At 32.8% G+C, this 20,925-nt stretch carries 20 protein-coding genes and 1 tRNA gene; 11 read left to right on the top strand and 10 right to left on the bottom strand.

All coding sequences use genetic code 11. The features are described 5' to 3' along the window. The first annotated feature begins 85 nt into the window (after positions 1–85). Positions 86–583: a DUF2452 domain-containing protein gene (locus A5893_RS05805; protein ID WP_068821612.1), complete on the top strand. Its 498-nt coding sequence runs from the start codon at positions 86–88 to the stop codon at positions 581–583. On the opposite strand, the gene A5893_RS05800 is transcribed toward A5893_RS05805, so the two are convergent. Then, a complete protein-coding gene (locus A5893_RS05800; RefSeq protein ID WP_068821611.1) occupies positions 534–1,370 on the bottom strand; it encodes a Rossmann-fold NAD(P)-binding domain-containing protein in 837 nt (278 codons plus the stop codon). The two genes, A5893_RS05805 and A5893_RS05800, sit on opposite strands and share 50 nt — an antisense overlap. A gap of 71 nt (positions 1,371–1,441) precedes the next feature. Here A5893_RS05800 and A5893_RS05795 point away from each other — a divergent pair, with 71 nt between their 5' ends. Then, on the top strand, positions 1,442–2,128 hold the full coding sequence (locus A5893_RS05795) for an OmpA family protein (protein ID WP_068821610.1): 687 nt from the start codon (positions 1,442–1,444) through the stop codon (positions 2,126–2,128). 193 nt (positions 2,129–2,321) lie between these two features. Continuing rightward, entirely contained in the window at positions 2,322–2,768 is a 447-nt protein-coding gene (locus A5893_RS05790; protein ID WP_068821609.1) for a hypothetical protein, read from the top strand. A gap of 69 nt (positions 2,769–2,837) precedes the next feature. Here the strand turns inward: A5893_RS05790 and recA are convergent, their stop codons facing one another. From recA to A5893_RS05755, 7 genes are all read right to left on the bottom strand, one after another. Further along, on the bottom strand, positions 2,838–3,857 hold the full coding sequence (gene recA, locus A5893_RS05785; protein ID WP_068821608.1) for a recombinase RecA: 1,020 nt from the start codon (positions 3,855–3,857) through the stop codon (positions 2,838–2,840). 136 nt (positions 3,858–3,993) lie between these two features. Further along, complete coding sequence (nth, locus tag A5893_RS05780) at positions 3,994–4,746, bottom strand: endonuclease III (protein WP_068821607.1); 753 nt, start codon at positions 4,744–4,746, stop codon at positions 3,994–3,996. Positions 4,747–4,764: 18 nt separating this feature from the next. Further along, positions 4,765–5,385 carry a rhomboid family intramembrane serine protease gene (locus tag A5893_RS05775; protein ID WP_068821606.1) on the bottom strand — a complete coding sequence of 207 codons (621 nt, stop codon included), beginning with the start codon at positions 5,383–5,385 and terminating at the stop codon, positions 4,765–4,767. Then, on the bottom strand, positions 5,385–7,085 hold the full coding sequence (locus A5893_RS05770) for a M14 family zinc carboxypeptidase (RefSeq protein WP_232456814.1): 1,701 nt from the start codon (positions 7,083–7,085) through the stop codon (positions 5,385–5,387). Before A5893_RS05770 ends, A5893_RS05775 begins: the two co-directional genes overlap by 1 nt. Before the next feature lie 64 nt (positions 7,086–7,149). Beyond that, positions 7,150–7,386: a 4a-hydroxytetrahydrobiopterin dehydratase gene (locus A5893_RS05765; protein ID WP_068821604.1), complete on the bottom strand. Its 237-nt coding sequence runs from the start codon at positions 7,384–7,386 to the stop codon at positions 7,150–7,152. Next, positions 7,383–7,736 carry an MmcQ/YjbR family DNA-binding protein gene (locus tag A5893_RS05760; protein WP_068822096.1) on the bottom strand — a complete coding sequence of 118 codons (354 nt, stop codon included), beginning with the start codon at positions 7,734–7,736 and terminating at the stop codon, positions 7,383–7,385. Before A5893_RS05760 ends, A5893_RS05765 begins: the two co-directional genes overlap by 4 nt. Before the next feature lie 4 nt (positions 7,737–7,740). Continuing rightward, positions 7,741–8,502 (bottom strand): hypothetical protein, encoded by a 762-nt coding sequence (locus A5893_RS05755; protein WP_068821603.1) that lies wholly within the window; start codon positions 8,500–8,502, stop codon positions 7,741–7,743. 120 nt (positions 8,503–8,622) lie between these two features. On the opposite strand from A5893_RS05755, the gene pepT reads away from it, so the two are divergent. Together pepT and A5893_RS05745 are read left to right on the top strand one after the other, a co-directional pair. Beyond that, positions 8,623–9,864, top strand: coding sequence for a peptidase T (gene pepT / locus A5893_RS05750; protein ID WP_068821602.1), 1,242 nt, complete (start codon positions 8,623–8,625; stop codon positions 9,862–9,864). Positions 9,865–9,879: 15 nt separating this feature from the next. After that, positions 9,880–10,401, top strand: coding sequence for a DUF1003 domain-containing protein (locus A5893_RS05745; RefSeq protein WP_232456813.1), 522 nt, complete (start codon positions 9,880–9,882; stop codon positions 10,399–10,401). A 32-nt stretch (positions 10,402–10,433) separates the two neighbouring features. Here the strand turns inward: A5893_RS05745 and A5893_RS05740 are convergent, their stop codons facing one another. Further along, a complete protein-coding gene (locus A5893_RS05740; RefSeq protein ID WP_068821601.1) occupies positions 10,434–11,573 on the bottom strand; it encodes a putative sensor domain DACNV-containing protein in 1,140 nt (379 codons plus the stop codon). A gap of 284 nt (positions 11,574–11,857) precedes the next feature. On the opposite strand from A5893_RS05740, the gene A5893_RS05735 reads away from it, so the two are divergent. The 4 genes from A5893_RS05735 (at position 11,858) to A5893_RS05720 (ending at position 14,972) form a co-directional block, all read left to right on the top strand. Beyond that, positions 11,858–12,634: a UDP-2,3-diacylglucosamine diphosphatase gene (locus tag A5893_RS05735; protein ID WP_068821600.1), complete on the top strand. Its 777-nt coding sequence runs from the start codon at positions 11,858–11,860 to the stop codon at positions 12,632–12,634. Between the two features lie 28 nt (positions 12,635–12,662). Next, a complete protein-coding gene (locus tag A5893_RS05730; protein ID WP_232456812.1) occupies positions 12,663–13,436 on the top strand; it encodes a hypothetical protein in 774 nt (257 codons plus the stop codon). A gap of 283 nt (positions 13,437–13,719) precedes the next feature. Then, complete coding sequence (prfA, locus tag A5893_RS05725) at positions 13,720–14,793, top strand: peptide chain release factor 1 (RefSeq protein WP_068821598.1); 1,074 nt, start codon at positions 13,720–13,722, stop codon at positions 14,791–14,793. A gap of 105 nt (positions 14,794–14,898) precedes the next feature. Beyond that, positions 14,899–14,972: transfer RNA gene (locus A5893_RS05720), tRNA-Asp, on the top strand. Between the two features lie 236 nt (positions 14,973–15,208). On the opposite strand, the gene A5893_RS05715 is transcribed toward A5893_RS05720, so the two are convergent. Beyond that, complete coding sequence (locus A5893_RS05715; RefSeq protein WP_068821597.1) at positions 15,209–16,735, bottom strand: sulfatase family protein; 1,527 nt, start codon at positions 16,733–16,735, stop codon at positions 15,209–15,211. A 391-nt stretch (positions 16,736–17,126) separates the two neighbouring features. Here A5893_RS05715 and A5893_RS05710 point away from each other — a divergent pair, with 391 nt between their 5' ends. Beyond that, on the top strand, positions 17,127–18,668 hold the full coding sequence (locus tag A5893_RS05710; RefSeq protein WP_068821596.1) for a sulfatase family protein: 1,542 nt from the start codon (positions 17,127–17,129) through the stop codon (positions 18,666–18,668). 4 nt (positions 18,669–18,672) lie between these two features. Further along, a complete protein-coding gene (locus A5893_RS05705) occupies positions 18,673–20,886 on the top strand; it encodes a beta-glucosidase (RefSeq protein WP_198342282.1) in 2,214 nt (737 codons plus the stop codon). The last annotated feature ends 39 nt before the right edge of the window (positions 20,887–20,925 follow it).

Below are 20,925 nucleotides of genomic sequence, written 5' to 3'. Positions count from 1 at the left end.
CATTCATACTGCACAAGGCATTAGCCACAGGCCGGTATCCATTGCAATCCCTAACGCAGCAATTAACAATGTTATCATAAAAATTATGACAGAAAATTCTACAACAAATCCTCAGCATAAATCAGAATACTACATAGGCGAAGCCAAATTTTCTCCAATCCCTATGTCTGTGAGTTCACCTGTTATCAAATTAATTGATAAAAATAAAGTAAGGGCAAACGCTGTAGAAGCCATGCACATGCAGGCTCACCAACAAATTGGGATGTTACGTAAACAAGCAGAGTTAATTATGCAACAGGTAAAAGAAATTGAAGAACGCTTAAAAATTTCTGAATTAATTTACAAAGCAGAAATGCGCTTTAAACCTGTTATGGGGCAAATTTATCATCTTTATGAAAAAGAAGAAAAGGGAACATTTTTAGTGAGTATGATTGCACCAAACGAATGGGGACGTTCAAAAGCATTTAGCCGCTTTCTTTCTACCATTCGTTTATTATCAGATTCTACTTGGGATGTTTTAGATAAAGCCTCGTTTAATTTTGAGGAGTTTGAAGAAGCCATTCCATTAAATCAGGATGTTTAAATTGATAACCTTCATTCATTATTTTTGATGAATCAACAATTTTATAATTTCCTTTTTCGGCTATAAACTTTGCCTCTTTACCATATAATTGCTGACTAGCTAAATCATAAAATTCCATCTTTGTGGGATGAGTTGGCGCCGAACCATTAAAAGTTTGATTCCATAAATCATGGTTAATCACATGCTCAATTATACCAATACAATCATCTAAAAGAATTAAATTTACAGGAACCAGCCCATCAGGAATGTTTTCCTTTCCAGCAAAAAATCTTCCCGGATGCCTTTTTGGTCCAATTAATCCAGCCATTCTTATAATCGTTGTCTCAATATTAATAAGATTTTTAAAGATATTTTCTGCCGCAATCATCCTCTTACCAGATTCATCGTTTGATAATTTAAGTGTCTTTTCATCTACCTTATCATTACACTCTTCATAAACCGAAGTTGATGAAATAAATATTATCTTTTTTAAACTAGATTGAGATATAGCTTTAGCCAGAATTTGCATTTTATCGCTATAGTCATTTACATTATCTTTATTTCTGCCAGGAGGAACATTAATAATCAATAATTGAGATTCTAAAAAGGATGAAAAATTGTCATTATCATTTTCCCCAAGTTGTACTAAAAACGGGGCGATTGAATTTACTTTTAACAGATCTAATTTTTCTATTGAGGTAGTCGAACCTTTAATTTTAAACCCCTTATTTATTAAAGAAATAGCTAACGGCAAACCCAACCAACCACAACCCAATATTGAAATTCTTTTAATTGTAAATGTTTCCATATGGCAAAAGTACAAATTAGATTTTTTGGCATTTACTTTGACTATTAAATTGAAATCACAAAAAATAAATTATGAAAACTAATAAATTAAAAATAACAGCATTAGGTTTAGTGGCAGCATTTGGAGTAACGGCAATTATGCCAGCTTGTAATTCACTAACTAAAACTCAAAAAGGTGCAGGTATTGGTGCAGTAGCAGGTGGTACAATTGGCGCTTTAATTGGTAAAAAAGCAGGTAATACTGCAGTAGGTGCTATTATTGGAGGTGCTATTGGTGGTACTGCAGGTGCTTACATCGGTAGAAATATGGATAAGCAAGCTAAAGAAATTGAACAAACAGTTCCTGGAGCAGAAGTTATTCCAGCTGGTGAGGGTATAATTGTAAAATTTGATTCAGGTTTATTATTTGAGTTTGGTAAAGCAACCTTATCTGCTGATGCTAAGCAAAATATAAATAATCTTGCATCATCATTAAATAAATATCCAAATACTAATATTATGGTTATTGGGCATACAGATAATGTAGGTTCAGATCCTTTTAATATGAATCTATCTAGAGATAGAGCAGCATCTGTAAGAACTTATGCAATGGCTCAGGGTGTTGATGCATCTAGATTAAAAACTGAAGGTAAGGGTGAAACTGAACCAATCGCATCTAACGATACTGATGACGGTAGAACACAAAATAGAAGAGTAGAAATAGTAATTGTTGCTAATGATGCCATGAAAGCTGAAGCAAAATCAGCAGCTGGAAATTAATTAAATCAACATAAATTAAAAAAGGAATCTATTTAATTATAAGATTCCTTTTTTTAGCTTCATAGTTTAGAAATTGTCAACGGATTATAAGTTTTAATAAAATTAACAAAATTTATGTTCTTATAATTTGCAATTGTAATACTAAATTACCTTTTTTGTATCAAATTTATTAATCATTATAAATTCATTAATCATGTTTGGAAAATTAAATCAAATAGTAAAAGAAAATGCTACAAAAGATGTTTTCTTAACTGCTGGGATAGCAGAAGGTTCTTTAGAGGCTGCAGTTAATGAAGCGTCTGGAGTAATGGTTGATGTTTTAAAGAATCAGGTTGATGCTGGTAAGGCAAAGGATGTTTTAACTTTCTTTAAATCTAAAAAAATTGGTCGTGAATCTATCGTAAATTTAATGGTTAAGAAATATGCAAATCGCCTAAATAAATATTACGGAATAAGTTCTATTGATGCTCATTATTTATCTACCTCAATTATCCCAATAGTTATGGATAAATTTATTATTGAGATTGCTGAAGAGAAAAAAGATGGTAATAGTATTTTCCCTCTATTGAATTGGTTAAGCGGAAATACAGTAAATTTTGAAAACTTCTTTTTAAGAACAAATCAGTTCAAAATAGCTTAATAAATAAATTAAATATATAAAAAAAGGTGTTGAGAAATCAACACCTTTTTTGTTTAACAGAAACAGCAATTAATCCTCTGGTTCTATAATAATATTATCACCTGTAACAATTGTTTTTATTTTAGCTTCTATTTCATCAGCAAGTTCTTGATTATCCAATAACAATTGCTTTACACCGTCTCTTCCTTGTCCTAGCTTGGTATCGCCATAGCTAAACCAAGAACCCGCTTTTTTTACGACTCCGTATTCTACACCTAAATCTATAATTTCACCAACTTTTGAAATCCCTTGACCAAACATGACATCAAACTCAGCAATCCTGAAAGGTGGTGCGACTTTATTTTTAACAATCTTTACTTTCACACGGTTTCCAGAAACTTCATCGCTATCCTTAATCTGTGCAATTCTTCTAATATCCAAACGAACAGAAGCATAAAATTTTAATGCATTACCACCTGTTGTAGTTTCTGGACTACCAAACATTACCCCAATTTTATCACGTAATTGATTAATAAAAATACAGCAACAGTTAGTTTTACTGATAGTACCAGTCAGTTTTCTTAAGGCTTGAGACATTAACCTGGCATGAAGACCCATTTTAGAATCTCCCATTTCGCCTTCAATCTCACTTTTTGGCACTAATGCGGCAACTGAGTCAATTACAATTACATCAATAGCTCCAGAACGAATTAGATTATCTGCAATCTCTAAAGCTTGCTCACCATTATCTGGCTGAGAAATCAATAAGTTCTCTATATCAACCCCTAATTTTTTAGCATAAAATTGATCAAAAGCATGTTCTGCATCAATAAAAGCAGCTATGCCACCTTTCTTTTGTGCTTCTGCTATAATATGGGTTGCCAAAGTAGTTTTACCAGAAGATTCTGGTCCGTATATTTCTATAACCCTGCCTTTTGGCACTCCACCAATTCCCAAAGCAATATCTAAACCTAAGGATCCTGTAGAAATAAATTCCATGGGCTCAACAGGAGCATCTCCCAATTTCATCACAGTTCCTTTTCCGTAAGATTTTTCTAACTTATCTAAGGTTAATTGTAAGGCTTTTAGTTTATCGTCTTTAACACTCATGTATAATATTTTTAGTATTTATTGTAATTATCGAATTTGTGAATGCAAAATTGCTAAAAAAATTGGTAAAATAAAATTTTATATTTTAAACTTAATCAAGCCGATTGAGATTTCAAATTAATGTGAATAAAAAGCTTTATTTAACTGCTCGTTTTTTTAACTCTTTAGCAATTTTATCCTTCTTTAATTTAATAGATTTCTGTTTTGCTTTCTTAATTTCTTGTTCTTCTTTTCGCTTTAAAGCTGATGGTGTGTTTTGCTGCTCATAATATTTACAAAAATGACTTATGGCACAAATCTCGCATTTAGGATTTCTCGCTACACAAACATAACGTCCGTGTAAAATAATCCAATGATGTGCAATATGAATTTTATCTTGAGGCAAGTATTTTACCAATTGTTTTTCTACAGCTAGTGGAGTTTTTGCAGCAGTAGTCAACCCTAAACGATTTGAAACTCTAAAAACATGAGTATCAACTGCCATTGCAGGTGCGTTATAAATTACGGATGCAATTACGTTAGCAGTTTTACGTCCAACCCCTGGCATTTTCTGTAAATCATCAATATCTTCTGGGACGGTGCCGCCAAACTCGTTCAATAATATTTTAGCCATCCCAACTAAATGTTTAGCTTTATTATTTGGATAACTTACAGAACGGATATAAGTAAAAACTTCATCAACTTCAGATTCTGCTAAAGATTGAGGACTTGGATAACGCTCAAATAATTTCGGAGTAATTTGATTGATGCGTTTATCGGTACATTGAGCGGACAATATTACTGCAATTAGTAATTCAAAAGGATTATTATAATTAAGCTCAGTTTCTGCCTCTGGCTGTTTATCAGAAAAATATTCAACAAAAGCTTGGTAACGATCTTTTTTTAGCATTTATATCAAATAATAGAATCAAAACCATTTGGCTTGTATGCTAGCAACAAAAATCTTTATTGCTTCTGGATAAAGCGCTATCGTAATAAAAACTCCTGCTAAAGCTCCATAAAAATGGGCATCATGGTTAATGCCATCATTAGATTTGCGGCCTGCATAAGAAGTATAAATCAGAAATAGAAATCCATAAATTACAGATGGGATTGGGAACGGAATTGGAAATATAATTAAGGTTGTTAAAGGCGAAAACATTATGAAGCTAAATAAAACTGCACAAACTGCTCCGGACGCTCCTAGACTATTATAATTGAAATTATTCCTGTGTTTAAAAACGGAAGGTATATCACTAATAATCAAACTCAAAAAGTATAATAACCCAAATTGCCAATGGCCTAGCTGTCTTTCTAAATCAAAAGCAAAGAAAAAATAGGAAAGCATATTAAAGATTAAATGAGACCAATCTTTATGGATAAAACCACTTGTGATTAACTGATAAACGTTTTTTCCTCTGGCAACGCTGTAAGGATGCAACATAAATTTGCCATAGGTTTCTTCATTATAAAAAGCGTAAACGCTTGTAACAATGGTAAATATAAATATGATGGATGAAACAGGTGAAGTGTTAAGTATTTCGAACATTATTTCAATTTTAATTCTGTGGTGTTGTTTAATCTGGTAATTGGATACCTTAAATAGGTAGGTTCAAAATAAGGTGAATTTTCATAAACCCAATTTAGTTGTGCTTGTCCGTTATCATTTAACTTGCTATCAGCTTTTTTAGCATCCTCTAAACGCTTTCTTAATTCTGGATTTTTATTTAACAAATCGGCAGCTAAATCTTCGAATACATAATCGGAAAAATGTTCTTTTTGACCTAAAATGCTATCAAAAAAGTTCCATGCAAGAAAAGAATCAGGTGCTTGTGGTTCTAAAGTTTCCATAATGTATCTATTGCTTTTTTGGTCTACTAAAACAACCACATCGCCCTCATAATAGTTAATTTTTGTTTTAACTTTTCTCAAAACAACTTTACTATGCAAATAATGACCTTCAAAAGGTTTAGGAACAGTTTGATAATCATCAATATAACTAGCCTCAACTTCTAAAGTAAAATCTTTAGCCAATTGTTGAGTTTTTACTCCGTTTAGTTTTAATAAATCGATTACTTTTTCCCAAGCTTGAGGTATGATGTAGGCGTAAGGTTTTTCAACTTCTTGGGTAACATCAAACTGATTAAACTGTTTAATATCTTTTGTGAAAGATTTGGTACGATCGTAATATAATCGGCTTTTGCCACTTACTTCACTTGGTTTATGGCCTGCTTCAAAACCTTTAAACGAAATCATATTAAAACTATCTTTATTCAATTTCCAATTGATAGGAAAAGTCTTCTGATTTTGGACTTGAAGATCGGCTTTTGCCTTATTTTCTTTAATCAATTTGGCATCTTTAGTCACCTTATCAATAACAATTTTCATAAAAGCATGAGTCGCTTTTTCACGATCTGCAAATGGTTTTAGCATGTGGGTTTCTGGCATAAAGCCGATGGTATTGTGCAAAGCTGCATAACCGGTGCTGTATCTGGCAATCTCTAAAAATCCTTCAATTCCCCCATCTGGAGTTTCTGTAGGATGATCTACGTATGGAATCATTTCAAAACCCGCTTTTTTCATCTGTTGATACAGATAAGGAACGAATTCTTTGGTACTATAATTTGATAAAATAGGATTTAGTTTGTCTTTTTGGGTTTCTATCAATGTCATTATATATTGATAATCAGCGCCATTACTGGTATGGTTATCTACAAAAATCTCCGGATTCCATTCGTTAAAAATCTTTTGAAATTGGTAGGAGTTTTTAGAATCTGTTTTGATAAAATCTCTGTTTAAATCTAAGTTTTTTGCGTTTCCTCTAAAACCATAACTTTCAGGTCCATCTTGGTTTACTCTTGAATAATTCCCTCTGTTTAAAGCGCCATCAATATTATAAATAGGAATAATACAAATCACTACATTATCTGGAAGTTTATTTTCTACCAAAAGCTCTCTGGTCAAAATCATAGTTGCATCAATACCTTCTGGTTCGCCCGGATGGATTCCGTTATTGATTAATAGAACAACCTTTTTTTGCTGATGAATTTCCTGAGGATCAAAAACCTTTTCTTTTGATAGCACAACTAAATTTAAAGGTTTGCCAATATCGGTTTTACCATAAGTCAGCATTTTAATTTGATCAAAATGATCAGCTAAACTTTTATAAAAATCAATACATTCTTGATAAGTAGCTGTTTTTGTACCATTACTTTTCTCGAAAGGTGTTTGTTGTGCAAATGCCATCATATTGAAGATTAAAAAAAAACTAATTAATAATAAAAGCCTCATCAATTAATATTTTAAAATATCATTAGGACGCAAACTTATCAATTTTAGCTGCTAATTCTCTATCTAAATCAGTAACTATATTACCAGCGTCATGAGTAGAAAGCTTAATAAAAACCTTATTGTAAACATTGGTCCACTCGGGGTGATGATTCATTTTTTCTGCTGCAAAAGCAACCTTTTTCATGAATGCAAAAGCTTCAATAAAATTTTCGAACTGAAAATCTTTAACTAATTTATTATCTTTTTCTATCCAATTCATATTGTCTTTATTTCTTGTTGCAATGCTTTTGGTAAGCTATCAAAAACCAATTTGTACGAATCATCAATCATTTCCTCTAAAAGTTTCTCCGGCAAATTTCCATTGTAATAAATGGTATTCCAATGTTTTTTATTCATGTGGAATCCAGGAATAATTTCTGGATGGTTTTCTCTTAAAATGATAGCCTTCTCAGGATTACATTTGGCATTAAAACTAATAGGGTTATCTAAACTAGAGAGTAAAAAAACTTTATTACCCACTTTAAACACGAGTGTATCATTCCCAAAGGGAAAACTTTCTGTTGCCCCTAACTTATTTAAGGAATAAGTTCTGAGGGTTTCAATATTCATAAAATTATTTGTAGAATAAACCTTTTGGTCCAAAAAGAAATTTAACAGAAACACCTAAAGAGGTGTAAACATCATTATTTTTATTATCAAATATTGTTGGGTCATCAGCATAACCATCTAAATCATCAGTTAGTGTAAAGTTCATTTTATAATTAAACCCTATTACTAATCTAGTTTCTTGATAAGCATCGTATATATTTAAATTGTAACCAATAGTTGCAGGAATTGAAACTACACCACTAAATTCACTTTTTCCTAAATCATTAGGATGTTGTCTCCTAGGGAAAGGAGGGTCGGTTTTTGCTAATGCGGGATTATAATCGCCCACGTTATTAGTTCCACTTATAAAACCTAAACCTAAACTAGCATTTACATTTCTAATGGCATAAAGAAAAGGGCTATAAGAAAAATCTATAAACTGACCAACAGCAACATTCCCTCTAATTTCTATAGAAGAAAATTTAGATATATATGCCCTATTGTGTTTATCAGTACCACCAGTTAATTCTACACTATTATATTCCAGCCCTCCTAAAATAAAGGGAGTAAAATAATAATCTAAAGATCCACCTAAAACTTTGGACTTATTTATAAAGAAAGTTTTTTTTGGCTCAAAACCAGGAATTGGACCACCTGCTCCATAGGTAAGACCTGTAAAACTACTGGTATAACCCCCAGATAATCCAACAGCTATTCTACTAAAATTAGCTTGAGAATAAGCCTTTATCGCTCCAAATAATAAAAGTGTAAGGATTATTTTTTTCAAACTATTTATATATAAGATAAAACTAGAATTCTAATTAATTAATCTATTATTTTGCTTATCAAAATTTAGATTAAGCCATAAAAATATTTTAAATAATCCGTTAATCAAAATTCTTAGTAAATGAAATTTAACTATACTGTTTTACAACGTTTTATATCTTATGTAAAAATAGATACGCAGTCTGATGGAAATTCTAAAAATGTACCTTCTACAGAGAAACAGAAAGACCTTTCAAAAGTATTGGTTTCAGAATTATTAAAAATGGGAGTTTCTGATGCTCATTTAGATGATAAAGGTTATGTTTATGCAACTATACCTTCCAATTCTGAAAAAAAAGTCCCAATAATATGTTTTTGCTCTCATGTAGACACCTCACCAGATTGTAGTGGAGCCAACGTTAAACCCATCATCCATAAAAATTATCAAGGAGAAGATTTGGTTTTACCAGATGATGATTCCATTGTATTAAAATTGAGCGAGCACCCTGATTTAATAAATCAAATCGGAAACAATATCATCACTGCCAGCGGAACAACCCTTTTAGGCGCAGATAATAAAGCTGGCGTTGCTGAAATAATGGATGCAGCCTATCAATTAATAAATAATCCTGAAATTAAACATGGGGAGATAAAAATTTTATTTACTCCTGATGAAGAAATTGGAAGAGGTGTAGATCATGTGGATATTAAAAAGCTAAATGCCGATTTTGGTTATACCATTGATGGTGAAACTTTAGGATCCTATGAGGATGAAACTTTTAGTGCTGACGGGATGCAGATTTTAATAAAAGGAGTTAGCGCTCACCCTGGTTTTGCAAAAGGGAAAATGCAAAGTGCCATAAAAATTGCTTCAAAAATTATTGCTGCTTTGCCCAAAAACAGACTTTCCCCAGAAAGTACCCATCAAAAAGAAGGTTTTGTACATCCTGTAAATATTCAAGGTCAGGTAGAAAACGCTGAAATAGATTTAATCATTCGTGATTTTGAGGATGAAAAGTTGAAAGTTTATGAAGACGAAGTGAAGAATATCGCTTTAAAAATTTTAGAAAATTATCCAGGTGCGACTTTAGAATTTCAGATTACAGTGCAATATCGTAATATGAAAAAAGTGATTGATAAATATCCAAAGATTACAGAGTATGCGTTAAAGGCGATTGAAAGATCAGGAATAAAACCTTTAAAACGCAGCATTAGAGGCGGAACAGATGGTTCTAGATTATCATTTATGGGATTACCTTGTCCAAATATTTTTGCTGGCGAACATGCCTTTCACGGAAAGCAAGAATGGGTATCTGAACAAGATATGCAAGCCGCAGTTAGAACAATAATTAATTTAGCGATGATTTGGGAAGAAGAAGCTTAATTTTAAAAACAAATTATGTCAAAATCTAAATACAACAATCTTTTACATACCAATAATGCAAATCTTGATAAGCTACATCAAATTGTAGTTAAAGCTGTAGAAGAAGAGCAATTACTCTCTAAAAAATTGGAAAGTAATACACTTAACATTAAACTCACTATTGGAGAAAAACTATCAGATAAAGTTGCCACTTTTGGAGGTAGTTGGAAGTTTATCATCATTTTTGCGCTCTTTTTGTGCGGATGGATGTGCCTGAATGTTTTTATCTACTTAAATAAAGGATTTGATCCCTATCCATTTATTCTTTTAAATCTCATCCTATCAACTATTGCAGCAATACAAGCGCCCGTAATTATGATGAGCCAAAATAGAAAAGAAGAAAAAGACAGGAAAAGAGCCGAGGACGACTATATGGTCAATTTAAAATCGGAAATTGAGTTAAGAAACCTTCATGAAAAAATAGATCTTTTAATTACAGAACAGATGAAAATCTATTCGAGATTCAAAAATCACAAATGGATAAAATCCAAACCTTAGATGATCGATTAAAAAATCACCTTAAGAAACCATTAAATTAAAAGCGTGTCAATTCTATGTGCTTGAACTTTTTGAGCAGTTTCAGACCATGAAAAAACCGTGAAATGTCCATCTTGAGACGCCACCATAGCCAAAGAATCTCTTTGATCATAAATAAATTGTGCGGCAGATAAGTGCCTGGTACCACCAACCTCACCTATAAATTTTTCTGTGGCTTCGTCACCATTAATAGGTTCAATATATATTATTGTATCTATCGTTTTACTGTTTTCTTTTCTGGTAATTTTTGCTCCAAAAGTATATACGTTAAAATCTCTACTAATAACCATTGCGCCATCAACCGCGGTTAAACCAGCAATATTTTCAACTTCATTATACAATTTTACACGCCACTGTATTTCTGTAGTATCATTTACATAATCTTCCATTAGCCTAGCTAAAGAACCAAAAGAAGGGTAAACAGGATAACTTAAAGGATGAACAATAGATTTTCTCCAATCTGATGAATGTGGTGGAACTACCAACAAAATACCTCCTTGCTGATGCTTACGCATTGAAACTGCTAATTGAATCAGTACGTTAACACCATTATTCCAGGAACAAGGCGAGTTTAAATCTAGCAACGCCGTTACCACAGAAGGCGAGTCTTTTGCAAAACCAAACTGCTTATCTATAATTTTAATTTCATCACCCTTTAAAATGGCAACATTTGTGTATTTACCAAAACCATATAAACGTCGGTGTTTTATCACTAATAAACCGGGTTCTGATACATCTAATACAAAACAATAATCTGGAATGGTTAAGGTAGTTCCCCAAATATAAATACTACCATTTTCTTCCCAAACACCCAAATGAACTCCTGCCCTTTCTATACCGGGTGCCAGTTTTGTGATTGTATTTGTATTAAAAGGCAACCTAACACCAAAAAGTAAAGGCTCCTCCGCTTCTTCTGGCGATAGAAATGAAATAGAAATCTTAGGAGCTCTTCCTTCCTCTTTTCTTAAACTAGCCCAAAAAGCAACATTTATAATTACTTCTATCGTTTCTCTCTTCGGAATTGAAGCTATTTTTTGTTCGCCTTTTTCCAAAGCAATCGCAATCAAATCTTTAAAATGATCTTCTAAAACTATAGAAGCCGTTTTTGCTGCTTGATAAGTGGTTTGGTTCATGTTTTCCAAATTTAGTTTTTTTGTTTAAAGCAATCAGAAAGAAAATGAAAGAGAAAAGTAATTTTTTTAAGCTATAGTAGATTAGTGAGTTTTTTAAAAATCGAAGTTTATAATTTGATATAATGTATTTTCTGGGCGTTCGGGCGGGCTTTACACTTTATCTTTTTTTTGCCATCTGCATGGTGTAAAAGGCAAAAAAAGGATGTCGTTTCAATCCCTAACGCAAAACCTATAGTGGTTTATAAATAATTTGATAATTTTACCTTTATATATTCAAATCCCTTTTGGAAAAACAGCATTATTATTTCGCTTCCGACTTTCATTTAGGCGCTCCTAATTATCAAAGTAGCAGAGAAAGAGAGCATAAAATTGTTGCCTGGTTAGATTTTATCAAAGCCGATGCAAAAGCGGTTTTTTTGATGGGCGATGTTTTTGATTTCTGGTTTGAGTATAGCACAGTTATCCCAAAAGGATATATTCGTTTACAAGGAAAATTAGCAGAATTAAGTGACGCTGGTATTAAAATCTATTTTTTTAAAGGAAACCATGATATGTGGGTTTTCAATTATTTTGAAAAAGAATTAGGCGCCACCATTATTAGCGATGAATTTATTTTAGAAGCAAACGGGAAAAGATTTTTTCTCCATCATGGCGATGGTCTAGGCGAAGGCGACGATGCTTATAAATTATTAAAAAACTTTTTTAGGAGTAAATTTTGTCAATGGTTATTTGCAAGATTACATCCAAATTTAGGAATAGGAATTGCAAACCATTGGAGCAAAAAAAGCAGATTAGCCGGCAATAAACGCGAAGGCGAAAGGTTTGTTGAGAGAGAAGAAACCTGGGTAAAAGCATATTCTGAATCATTATTTAAAGAACATGGTCGTTTTGATTATGTGATAATGGGTCATCGACATTTTCCCGTGACTATTGATATTGATGACACTACAAAATACATTAACCTTGGCGAATGGGTAAATTTTACCAGCTACGCTAAATTTAATGGAGAAAAATTGGAATTGCTACATTTTGAATCAGAAAATGATGAGGAAACGAAATAATCTCTTATTTCAAACTATAATCGTTTTTATGATGATGTTATCTTTGAAAGTAACAGCTCAGGAATATCAGTTTATCGCTAAAATTGATACTGCTGCAAAAATGGTTAACCTGGATAATTTAGGAAATCTGTTTGTAGTAACTCCAAAAAACGAGTTATTAAAGTTTAATCCACAAGGTAAATTTTTATGGAATTATACCAATAAAACCTTTGGCGATATAAGCCAAATAGACGTTACAGATCCGTTACGAGTAATTTTATATTACGAAGGCTACCAGCAAATTGTTGTTTTAAACAATAATTTGAGTGAAATCAGCAAGTTTACTTTTAATCAAAACCCAAATCAACAAATCACGTTGGTGGCATCAGCAAATAATAATGGCTTTTGGGTTTATGATCAAATAAATAGAGAATTAAGAAAACTGACCAATAATTTTATTGATGACTTAAACAGCGGAAACATCTATCAAAGAAACGGTTTTGATATGCAAGCTAATTTTATGCTTACCGATGACCAATACATTTATATTAATGATAAAAAAGAAGGCATAAGGATTTTTGACCGCTTCGGAAATTTCTTTAAAACCGCCATAATTTTTCCTAAAAACAACTTTGAAGTAAATGATAATGATATCTATTTTATGAAGGATAGTACTTTTATGAAATATAATATCAATACTTATCATCTATCAAAAATTGATTTACCTATCCAAGAGACATTTATTGATGCATCCCTTAGATTTAGCAGATTAGTAATTTTAAAGGAAAATGATATAACTTTGTGGGCTGTTAAAAATGATTAATCTGTTAGTTGACTTTGGGATATTGCTAAATGATCGCAAAAAAGCCATATAAAGTTAATTGCTTTAGATTTTCATAAATTCGGAATTACAGGTTTTTTTGCGTTAACGATTGAAGCGGCATCCTTTTTTCTTTTCAGAAAAAAGATATAGCGAAAAGCGTGTTAAAACGCCCAAATAAATAATTTATTAAGTTTTATTGGTTTAAATTATGGATTTAAATCATTACAAAAGCCACAAGTAAACGAAACCATTCAGTTTACTTGGCTCATTTTTAAAATATATAATGTTAGAGAAATTAGAAGCAATTAAGCAAAGAAGAGACGATGTTGAGATTGAATTGAGTAGCCCAGAGGTTACCCAAGATAGAAAGCGTTTTGCGCAATTGAGTAAAGAATATAAGGATTTAGGTCTTGTTGTTGATCAATATTTTATTTATCGAGATGTGGTTAGCAATATAGATTCTAATAAAGATATTTTAGCCAACGAGAAAGACCAGGAGTTTAGGGAAATGGCAAAAGAAGAATTGGATTTGCTTTTACCCCAAAAGGAGGAATTAGAAGCTAAAATTCGATTAATGCTAATCCCAAAAGAAGAAGGCGATGAAAAAGATGCGATTATGGAGATTAGAGGTGGAACTGGCGGTGATGAAGCTGCGATTTTTGCTGGTGATCTTTATAGAATGTATGTTCGTTATTGTGAAAATAGAGGATGGCGCTGCGAGACTTTAGAAGTAACAGAGGGCACAAATGGTGGCTATAAAGAAGTGATTTTTAAAGTGTTAGGCGAGGATGTATATGGCGTTTTAAAATACGAATCTGGCGTACATCGAGTACAACGCGTACCAGAAACAGAAACTCAAGGAAGAGTACATACTTCAGCTGCATCTGTTGCGGTTTTACCTGAGGCGGAAGAAGTAGATGTTTATATTAATCCTGCGGATGTTGATTTACAAACATCAAGATCTGGTGGTGCTGGTGGACAAAACGTGAACAAGGTTGAAACGAAAGTACAATTGACACACAGACCATCTGGAATTGTGGTGGTTTGCCAAATTGAGCGTTCACAATTAGGGAACCGTGAGCGGGCGATGGAAATGTTAAGGAGTCGGTTATATGAACGTGAGTTGGCAAAACATAATGAAGCAATAGCCAGTAAACGTAAGACTATGGTTTCTACAGGTGATAGATCTGCTAAGATTAGAACATATAATTATCCTCAAGGAAGGGTAACGGAACATCGTATCGGTTTGACGACCTATAATTTAACTGCAGTAATGAATGGAGATTTAACAGAGATTTTAGAGGGATTACAATTTGCAGAAAACGCAGAAAAATTGAAAGAAGGCTCAATTGAATAATAATTTAAAATAAATTTTGGAGTTAGAACCTTTTGTCTATATTTGCACTCCCTAACGCAATGTAAGGGGAAAAGATTGAAAATTTAATAAAAGTTTTTAACCAACGGAGTGGTAGTTCAGCTGGTTAGAATGCCTGCCTGTCACGCAGGAGGTCGCGGGTTCGAGTCCCGTCCATTCCGCTAAATACATTTTAAAAATGTGAAAAAGCCTTCAAATCATATGATTTGGAGGCTTTTTTGGTTTATGAGCATACCAAATTATTCAAATTTCACAAAAAAAGGGAGTAATTCGCGACTAAAATATTTTTCTATTAAACTTAGTTATCGAACTATATGCGAAGGGTGCATAAAAACTTAGTATAAAAATAATTACGCAGATTCTTTTCATCGGTTTAAAATTTAAAGCTGATATTAAATTAATTATTTTGACGAGTTTGTTTGTCTTGGATATTTTTTAAAAGAGTAGCCATCTCATTCACTTTTTGTGGATTTTTTTTACTGAGATCATTATTCTCCCCTATATCATTTGCCAAGTTATACAGTTGTGGTTCTTGCTGTAATCCTACAGCTATGTCTTTATTCGCTAACCAATCTGGCGTTTTCTTAGTTTGTGGGGCTATATATTTCCAATCTCCATCTCTTACGGATAATGTAAAAGATTCTTCCAACATAGTTTTCCTACCTACTTTTGTATTTCCCATCCAAGTCGACAACATATCGAAACTATCTGGTGCATCTTTACCAGTGACTTTTTGATGAGTCAGATTTGCTAATGATGAATACAAGTCTACTTGGTTTACTAAAGCATTACTTAATCCCTTTTTTACCATTTTTGGCCACCATACAATTGTAGGAACTCGTGTTCCAGCTTCATAAGCGCTATATTTTCCTCCTTTAAACGGTCCGCTTGGTTTATGCTTGCCAAGTAGTTGTGCTGCCTTATCATAATAACCATCGTCTATTACAGGTCCATTATCGCTTGTAAAGATTACTAGTGTGTTTTCATCAAGACCGTTTTGCTTTAAAATTTCCATCACTTTACCTACGCTCCAATCCATTTGCACAATTGCATCACCACGAGAACCCATTTTTGTTTTACCTACAAATTGTTTATTAGGATCTCGGGGAACATGAATATCTGTAAATGAAAAATATAGGAAAAATGGGTCTTTTTTATTTTGACTGATGAAATTTTTAACTTTATCAATTAAAACATTTGCTATTTCTTCATCTTTCCAAAGTGCAGCTTTGCCACCGCTCATAAATCCTATACGGCTAATGCCATCAATTATGGTATTACTATGTTGCGTATCACCTTTAAATTTAAGCAAATTGGGTTCCTCTAAACCGTTAGGATAGTAATTTAAATCTTTGCTGTAATCTACTTTAATAGGGTCTTTAGGATCCAAGTTTACAACTCTACGGTTCTCAACAAAAACACATGGCACACGATCTAATGTGGCTGGAACCAAGAAAGAATAGTCGAAACCTATCTCTAATGGTCCAGGTTTAATCTCTTTGTTCCAATTGATTACTCCATCACCCAAACCTAAATGCCATTTACCAATAACGCCTGTTTTGTAACCTGCTTTTTGTAACATACTTGGCAAAGTGGCTGTTCCTGGTCTAATTAGCAGTGGTGCATCTCCAGGTAAAATAGCTGCATTATTTCTAAACGCATAACTCCCTGTAAGTAATGAAAAACGTGATGGTGTGCAAGTTGCAGCTGTACAATGTCCATCAGTAAATCTCAGGCCTTCATTTGCAAGTTGGTCTACATTAGGTGTTTTAACTTCAGTAGCGCCATAGCAACTAACATCACCATAACCCAAATCATCAACATAAATTAAAATTATATTTGGTTTTTCCGAAGTCTCTTTTTTAGCGCATGCACTAAGCACAACAACTAATAAACATAAAAAATGAGTTATATATTTTTTCATAAAAATAAATTATAGTTCAAATTTTTTGATTCTCAATATTGGTAAGCAGGCTATTTATTATTTATAACTCACAAATATTTTAAGTTAAATACTAATTCAACATAATACCAGCAGTTTAATAAATTAAGTGGTAACGTCTTAAAAATTTTTGGCCCAATTAAATGCGGCATTTCATAGAAGGTTTAAAGTTTTTTTATTTAACCTTCATTATCTTTTTTATTCATCGTTAAAAATTGAACCGATTAACGATTTACTTATTAATCTACACAAACTAAGCATAATCATTTCAAATAGAAATGAAACTACATATTTGATATGATTTTGTACAAAATTATTACTTTACTAATGGGTTTATAGGTAAAATTGAACAACCAATTATAACATCCTTTTTATGAAGAAAATTTCGTTTTATCTTATTTGCTTTTTAATCCTTTCAAATAAAATATTTTCCCAGCAAGTTCAAAAAAAGCCAAATATTGTTTTCATCTTTTCAGATGATCACGCCTATCAGGCAATTAGTGCTTATCAAAGTAAATTAGCCCAATTGGCCCCAACTCCAAACATAGATAGAATAGCCAATGGCGGAATGCTTTTTAACAAATGTTATGTTACAAATTCCATCTGTACACCTGCAAGGGCGACCGTACTTACTGGCACTCATAGTCATATAAACGGAGTTAGGATACTTAGCGATTCTCTAGATACGAAACAACCTACTTTTCCATCTGTCCTCCATCAAAACGGCTACCAAACAGCTATTGTAGGTAAATGGCATCTAAAATCAGATCCTCAAGGTTTTGATTATTGGGACATTCTTCCAGGTCAAGGAGAATATTATAATCCTGAATTCATTAATTCTAAGGGACAATATAAAGTGGAGGGTTATGCTACCAATATCATCACGGATAAGGCTATTGATTGGTTAGATAAAAGAGATGAAAGTAAACCTTTTCTATTGATGATCAATCATAAAGCTCCTCATCGCCCTTGGCAAAAAGGACCTGAAAGATTAAGTTTATATGAAGACACTACTTTTCCTGAGCCAGAAAATCTATTTGATACTTATGAAAATCGCGGTGATGCTGCTAAAACTCAGGAAATGGAAATTTCTAAGTATATGCGAGTTGGAGCAGATTTAAAAGTTTTTACTGAAAAAGGTGAAGGGGCTGGTTTTTATAAAAGACTTAATCCCGAACAACGTAAAGCCTGGGATGACGTTTATGCACCCATAAAAAGAGATTTTTTAAAATTGAAACTTGAAGGAGATGCACTTACCAAATGGAAATATCAACGCTATATGCGTGATTATCTTGCAGTTGTGCGCTCTGTTGATGATAATGTTGGGGTAGTGTTAGATTATTTAGAAAAAAACCATCTTACAGAAAACACAATTATTGTTTATAGTTCTGATCAAGGCTTCTACCTTGGCGAACATGGCTGGTTTGATAAGAGATTTATGTATGAAGAATCTTTTAGGACACCATTATTAATTAAATGGCCAAAAATGATAAAGGCAGGTTTAGTGAATAATGATTTGGTTTCAAACCTTGATTTTGCCCAAACTTTTATTGATGTTGCGGGAGGAAAAGCCCCAAATGTAATGCAGGGTTTAAGTTTAGCTCCATTATTTAAAGGACAAGCTCCGAAAGATTGGCGACAAAGTCTTTATTATCATTATTATGATTTCCCGGCTCAACATAGTGTACAACCTCATGAAGGAGTGGCAACCAAGAAATATAAACTCATTCATTTTTATAGAATTGATCAGTGGGAATTATATGATCTTGAAAAAGACCCTCATGAAATGAAGAGCGAATATTCAAATCCAAATTATGCTAGTGTTGTAAATAAAATGAAACAAGAACTAGAGAAATTGAAACATCAATACCATGCAGAGGATACTAATAATTTTAAAAAATCTGGAAATAAATAAATATATGAAACATAACTTTTTAGTGAATTTTTCTTTCGCTTTGCTATTATTAGCGTCTACAATTAGTAAGGCACAAAGAATAGACCCCAAAACTTTAAAACCCCTTTCTGAATTCAAACAGTTTCCTGCTGGCTCCCACTATCAGGATCCTAAAATTTCTCCTGATAAAAGAGCGAATGAAGTAATCAGCTATCTTACTTTTGATGAGAAATTAGAACTTACTGGTGGTTATTTAAAATTCTGTTACCCAGCTGTTCCACGCTTAGGGCTAAGGGCAGTCACCATGGCCGATGCTTCACAAGGAATTAGATTAACTTCCATTGAATCTAAATCACAAAGCGTTTCATTTCCTGGTATGCAGGCACTTTCTGCAACATGGAACATAGGAATTGCGAAAAACTTTGGGCAGAGCATTTCTGAGGAATGTAAAATACATGGTGTTGATATCTTGCTAGGGCCTGGAATTAATATCCAACGTCTTTCTGTAGGGGGAAGAAATTATGAGTATATGGGAGAAGATCCAATGCTAACTTCAAAAATTGCCGTTAATTATATCCAAGGATTACAAAGCCTGGATGTAATTGCTACCGCTAAACATTTTATTGCTAATGATCAAGAATTTGCCAGACACATTGCAAGTAGTGATCTTTCTGAGCGTACATTAAGGGAAATCTATTTATTACCTTGGGAAGCCGCAATTAAAGAAGCAAATGTGCAAGCCATTATGACGGGGAATAACCTCACCAATGGGATTCCGAATTCAATGCATAAACCTTTGCTAAATGATTTACTGAGAAAGGAGTTTGGTTTTACAGGAGTTGCTATGACTGATTGGCAAAATTCAAATTACCATATCAATTCACAAAATTTAGTTGCGCCTTCTGGTCTTTCTTTGCTGATGGCTGATAATGAAACTTTTGCCAAGTATATTAAAGATTTTATCGCAAAAAACCCTTCAAAAAAAGCATCAATAGAGGCTGAGTTAAATCATATGATTTATCCCAATATATATACTTTTTTTAAAAATGGAATTTACGATAGATATCCCCAAGATTTAAAATATAAAGATAAAACCATTGCACACCAAGGTTTAGCACTACAATGCGCAGAGGAAGCGATTTGTCTTTTGAAAAACAATGACAACATCTTGCCAATTGCAAAAACTAAAAAAATTCTTCTTACCGGAGAGGATGAAATTCATAGTGGCTCTGGAAGTGGATTTGTGGAAGGATTTAATCATGTTGATTTTCAAAAAGGATTAAAATCTATTTATGGCGATAATTTAACTTGTAAAGTGGAAGCTACTGATGAGGAAGTTAAAAATGCTGATATCGTTTTATATCGATTAAATAAGGAATCAGGAGAAGGTTTTGACATTCCTTTTGATGAGCCAAAAAAAGCCATAAAGGATATCAAACGCTTGAGCGAACTAAATCCAAATATTGTGGTTCTAATCAGCTCTGCAAATGGACTACCTATGCCATGGTTAAAAAATGTAAAAGGTATTTTATGGACATTTATGTTGGGTCAGGAAAGAGGAAATGCACTTGCATCAGTGGTAAGTGGAAAAGTTAATCCATCTGGAAGACTTCCCTTTACACTCGAAAATGATTTTAAAGATTCACCAGATCCTGATTTTAATTTCTTGGGCGGCAAACCATTTTGGCATGGTAACAATAATTTTTACAAAGCTTATTGGAAAGGGGAAGAACCTGATAGCAAGAAGGAAATAGCCAAATACGTAAAACCTCAAGAACTGGTTCATATTCCTTATGAAGAAGGTGTTTTTGTAGGTTATAGATGGTATCAGAAATATAAGAAACCTGTGTTATTTCCTTTCGGTTATGGGTTGTCTTATACTACATTTCAATATACAAACCTTAAGTTGTCTAGTGAAAATGTCAAAAAAGATGAGGCATTAAATGTGACAGTAGATATCCAAAATACTGGAAAAGTAAATGGATTTGAAGTGGTTCAACTGTATCTATCAGATTTAGAAAGTAGCGTAGAAAGACCATTAAAAGAATTGAAAAATTTTCAAAAAGTCTATCTTAAAAGTGGCGAAAAGAAAACACTAACGTTCACAGTCAATACTAAAGATTTGTCTTTTTGGGATGAACAAAAGCATCAATGGAAAGCAGAAGCAGGAAAATTTGATGTTTTGATGTCAGACTCTTCGGAAGGATATAGATTAAAAAAGACTTTTGAATTGAAGTAATAATCACTAATCTATCACAGGTTTATTTAAAAAGCTTTA

It is taken from the genome of Pedobacter psychrophilus, assembly GCF_001652725.1.
GTDB lineage: Bacteria > Bacteroidota > Bacteroidia > Sphingobacteriales > Sphingobacteriaceae > Pseudopedobacter > Pseudopedobacter psychrophilus.
Note: the sequence above shows the minus strand (reverse complement) of the source record. Positions and strands in the feature narration are given on the sequence as shown.

What these genes read in the sequence shown, in the direction of transcription:
- A5893_RS05805 (WP_068821612.1), top strand. Translation starts at nt 86, where the DNA reads ATGACAGAAAATTCTACAACAAATCCTCAGCATAAATCAGAATACTAC.
- A5893_RS05800 (WP_068821611.1), bottom strand. Translation starts at nt 1,370, where the DNA reads ATGGAAACATTTACAATTAAAAGAATTTCAATATTGGGTTGTGGTTGG.
- A5893_RS05795 (WP_068821610.1), top strand. Translation starts at nt 1,442, where the DNA reads ATGAAAACTAATAAATTAAAAATAACAGCATTAGGTTTAGTGGCAGCA.
- A5893_RS05790 (WP_068821609.1), top strand. Translation starts at nt 2,322, where the DNA reads ATGTTTGGAAAATTAAATCAAATAGTAAAAGAAAATGCTACAAAAGAT.
- recA (WP_068821608.1), bottom strand. Translation starts at nt 3,857, where the DNA reads ATGAGTGTTAAAGACGATAAACTAAAAGCCTTACAATTAACCTTAGAT.
- nth (WP_068821607.1), bottom strand. Translation starts at nt 4,746, where the DNA reads ATGCTAAAAAAAGATCGTTACCAAGCTTTTGTTGAATATTTTTCTGAT.
- A5893_RS05775 (WP_068821606.1), bottom strand. Translation starts at nt 5,385, where the DNA reads ATGTTCGAAATACTTAACACTTCACCTGTTTCATCCATCATATTTATA.
- A5893_RS05770 (WP_232456814.1), bottom strand. Translation starts at nt 7,085, where the DNA reads ATGATGGCATTTGCACAACAAACACCTTTCGAGAAAAGTAATGGTACA.
- A5893_RS05765 (WP_068821604.1), bottom strand. Translation starts at nt 7,386, where the DNA reads ATGAATTGGATAGAAAAAGATAATAAATTAGTTAAAGATTTTCAGTTC.
- A5893_RS05760 (WP_068822096.1), bottom strand. Translation starts at nt 7,736, where the DNA reads ATGAATATTGAAACCCTCAGAACTTATTCCTTAAATAAGTTAGGGGCA.
- pepT (WP_068821602.1), top strand. Translation starts at nt 8,623, where the DNA reads ATGAAATTTAACTATACTGTTTTACAACGTTTTATATCTTATGTAAAA.
- A5893_RS05745 (WP_232456813.1), top strand. Translation starts at nt 9,880, where the DNA reads ATGTCAAAATCTAAATACAACAATCTTTTACATACCAATAATGCAAAT.
- A5893_RS05740 (WP_068821601.1), bottom strand. Translation starts at nt 11,573, where the DNA reads ATGAACCAAACCACTTATCAAGCAGCAAAAACGGCTTCTATAGTTTTA.
- A5893_RS05730 (WP_232456812.1), top strand. Translation starts at nt 12,663, where the DNA reads ATGATGATGTTATCTTTGAAAGTAACAGCTCAGGAATATCAGTTTATC.
- prfA (WP_068821598.1), top strand. Translation starts at nt 13,720, where the DNA reads ATGTTAGAGAAATTAGAAGCAATTAAGCAAAGAAGAGACGATGTTGAG.
- A5893_RS05715 (WP_068821597.1), bottom strand. Translation starts at nt 16,735, where the DNA reads ATGAAAAAATATATAACTCATTTTTTATGTTTATTAGTTGTTGTGCTT.
- A5893_RS05710 (WP_068821596.1), top strand. Translation starts at nt 17,127, where the DNA reads ATGAAGAAAATTTCGTTTTATCTTATTTGCTTTTTAATCCTTTCAAAT.
- A5893_RS05705 (WP_198342282.1), top strand. Translation starts at nt 18,673, where the DNA reads ATGAAACATAACTTTTTAGTGAATTTTTCTTTCGCTTTGCTATTATTA.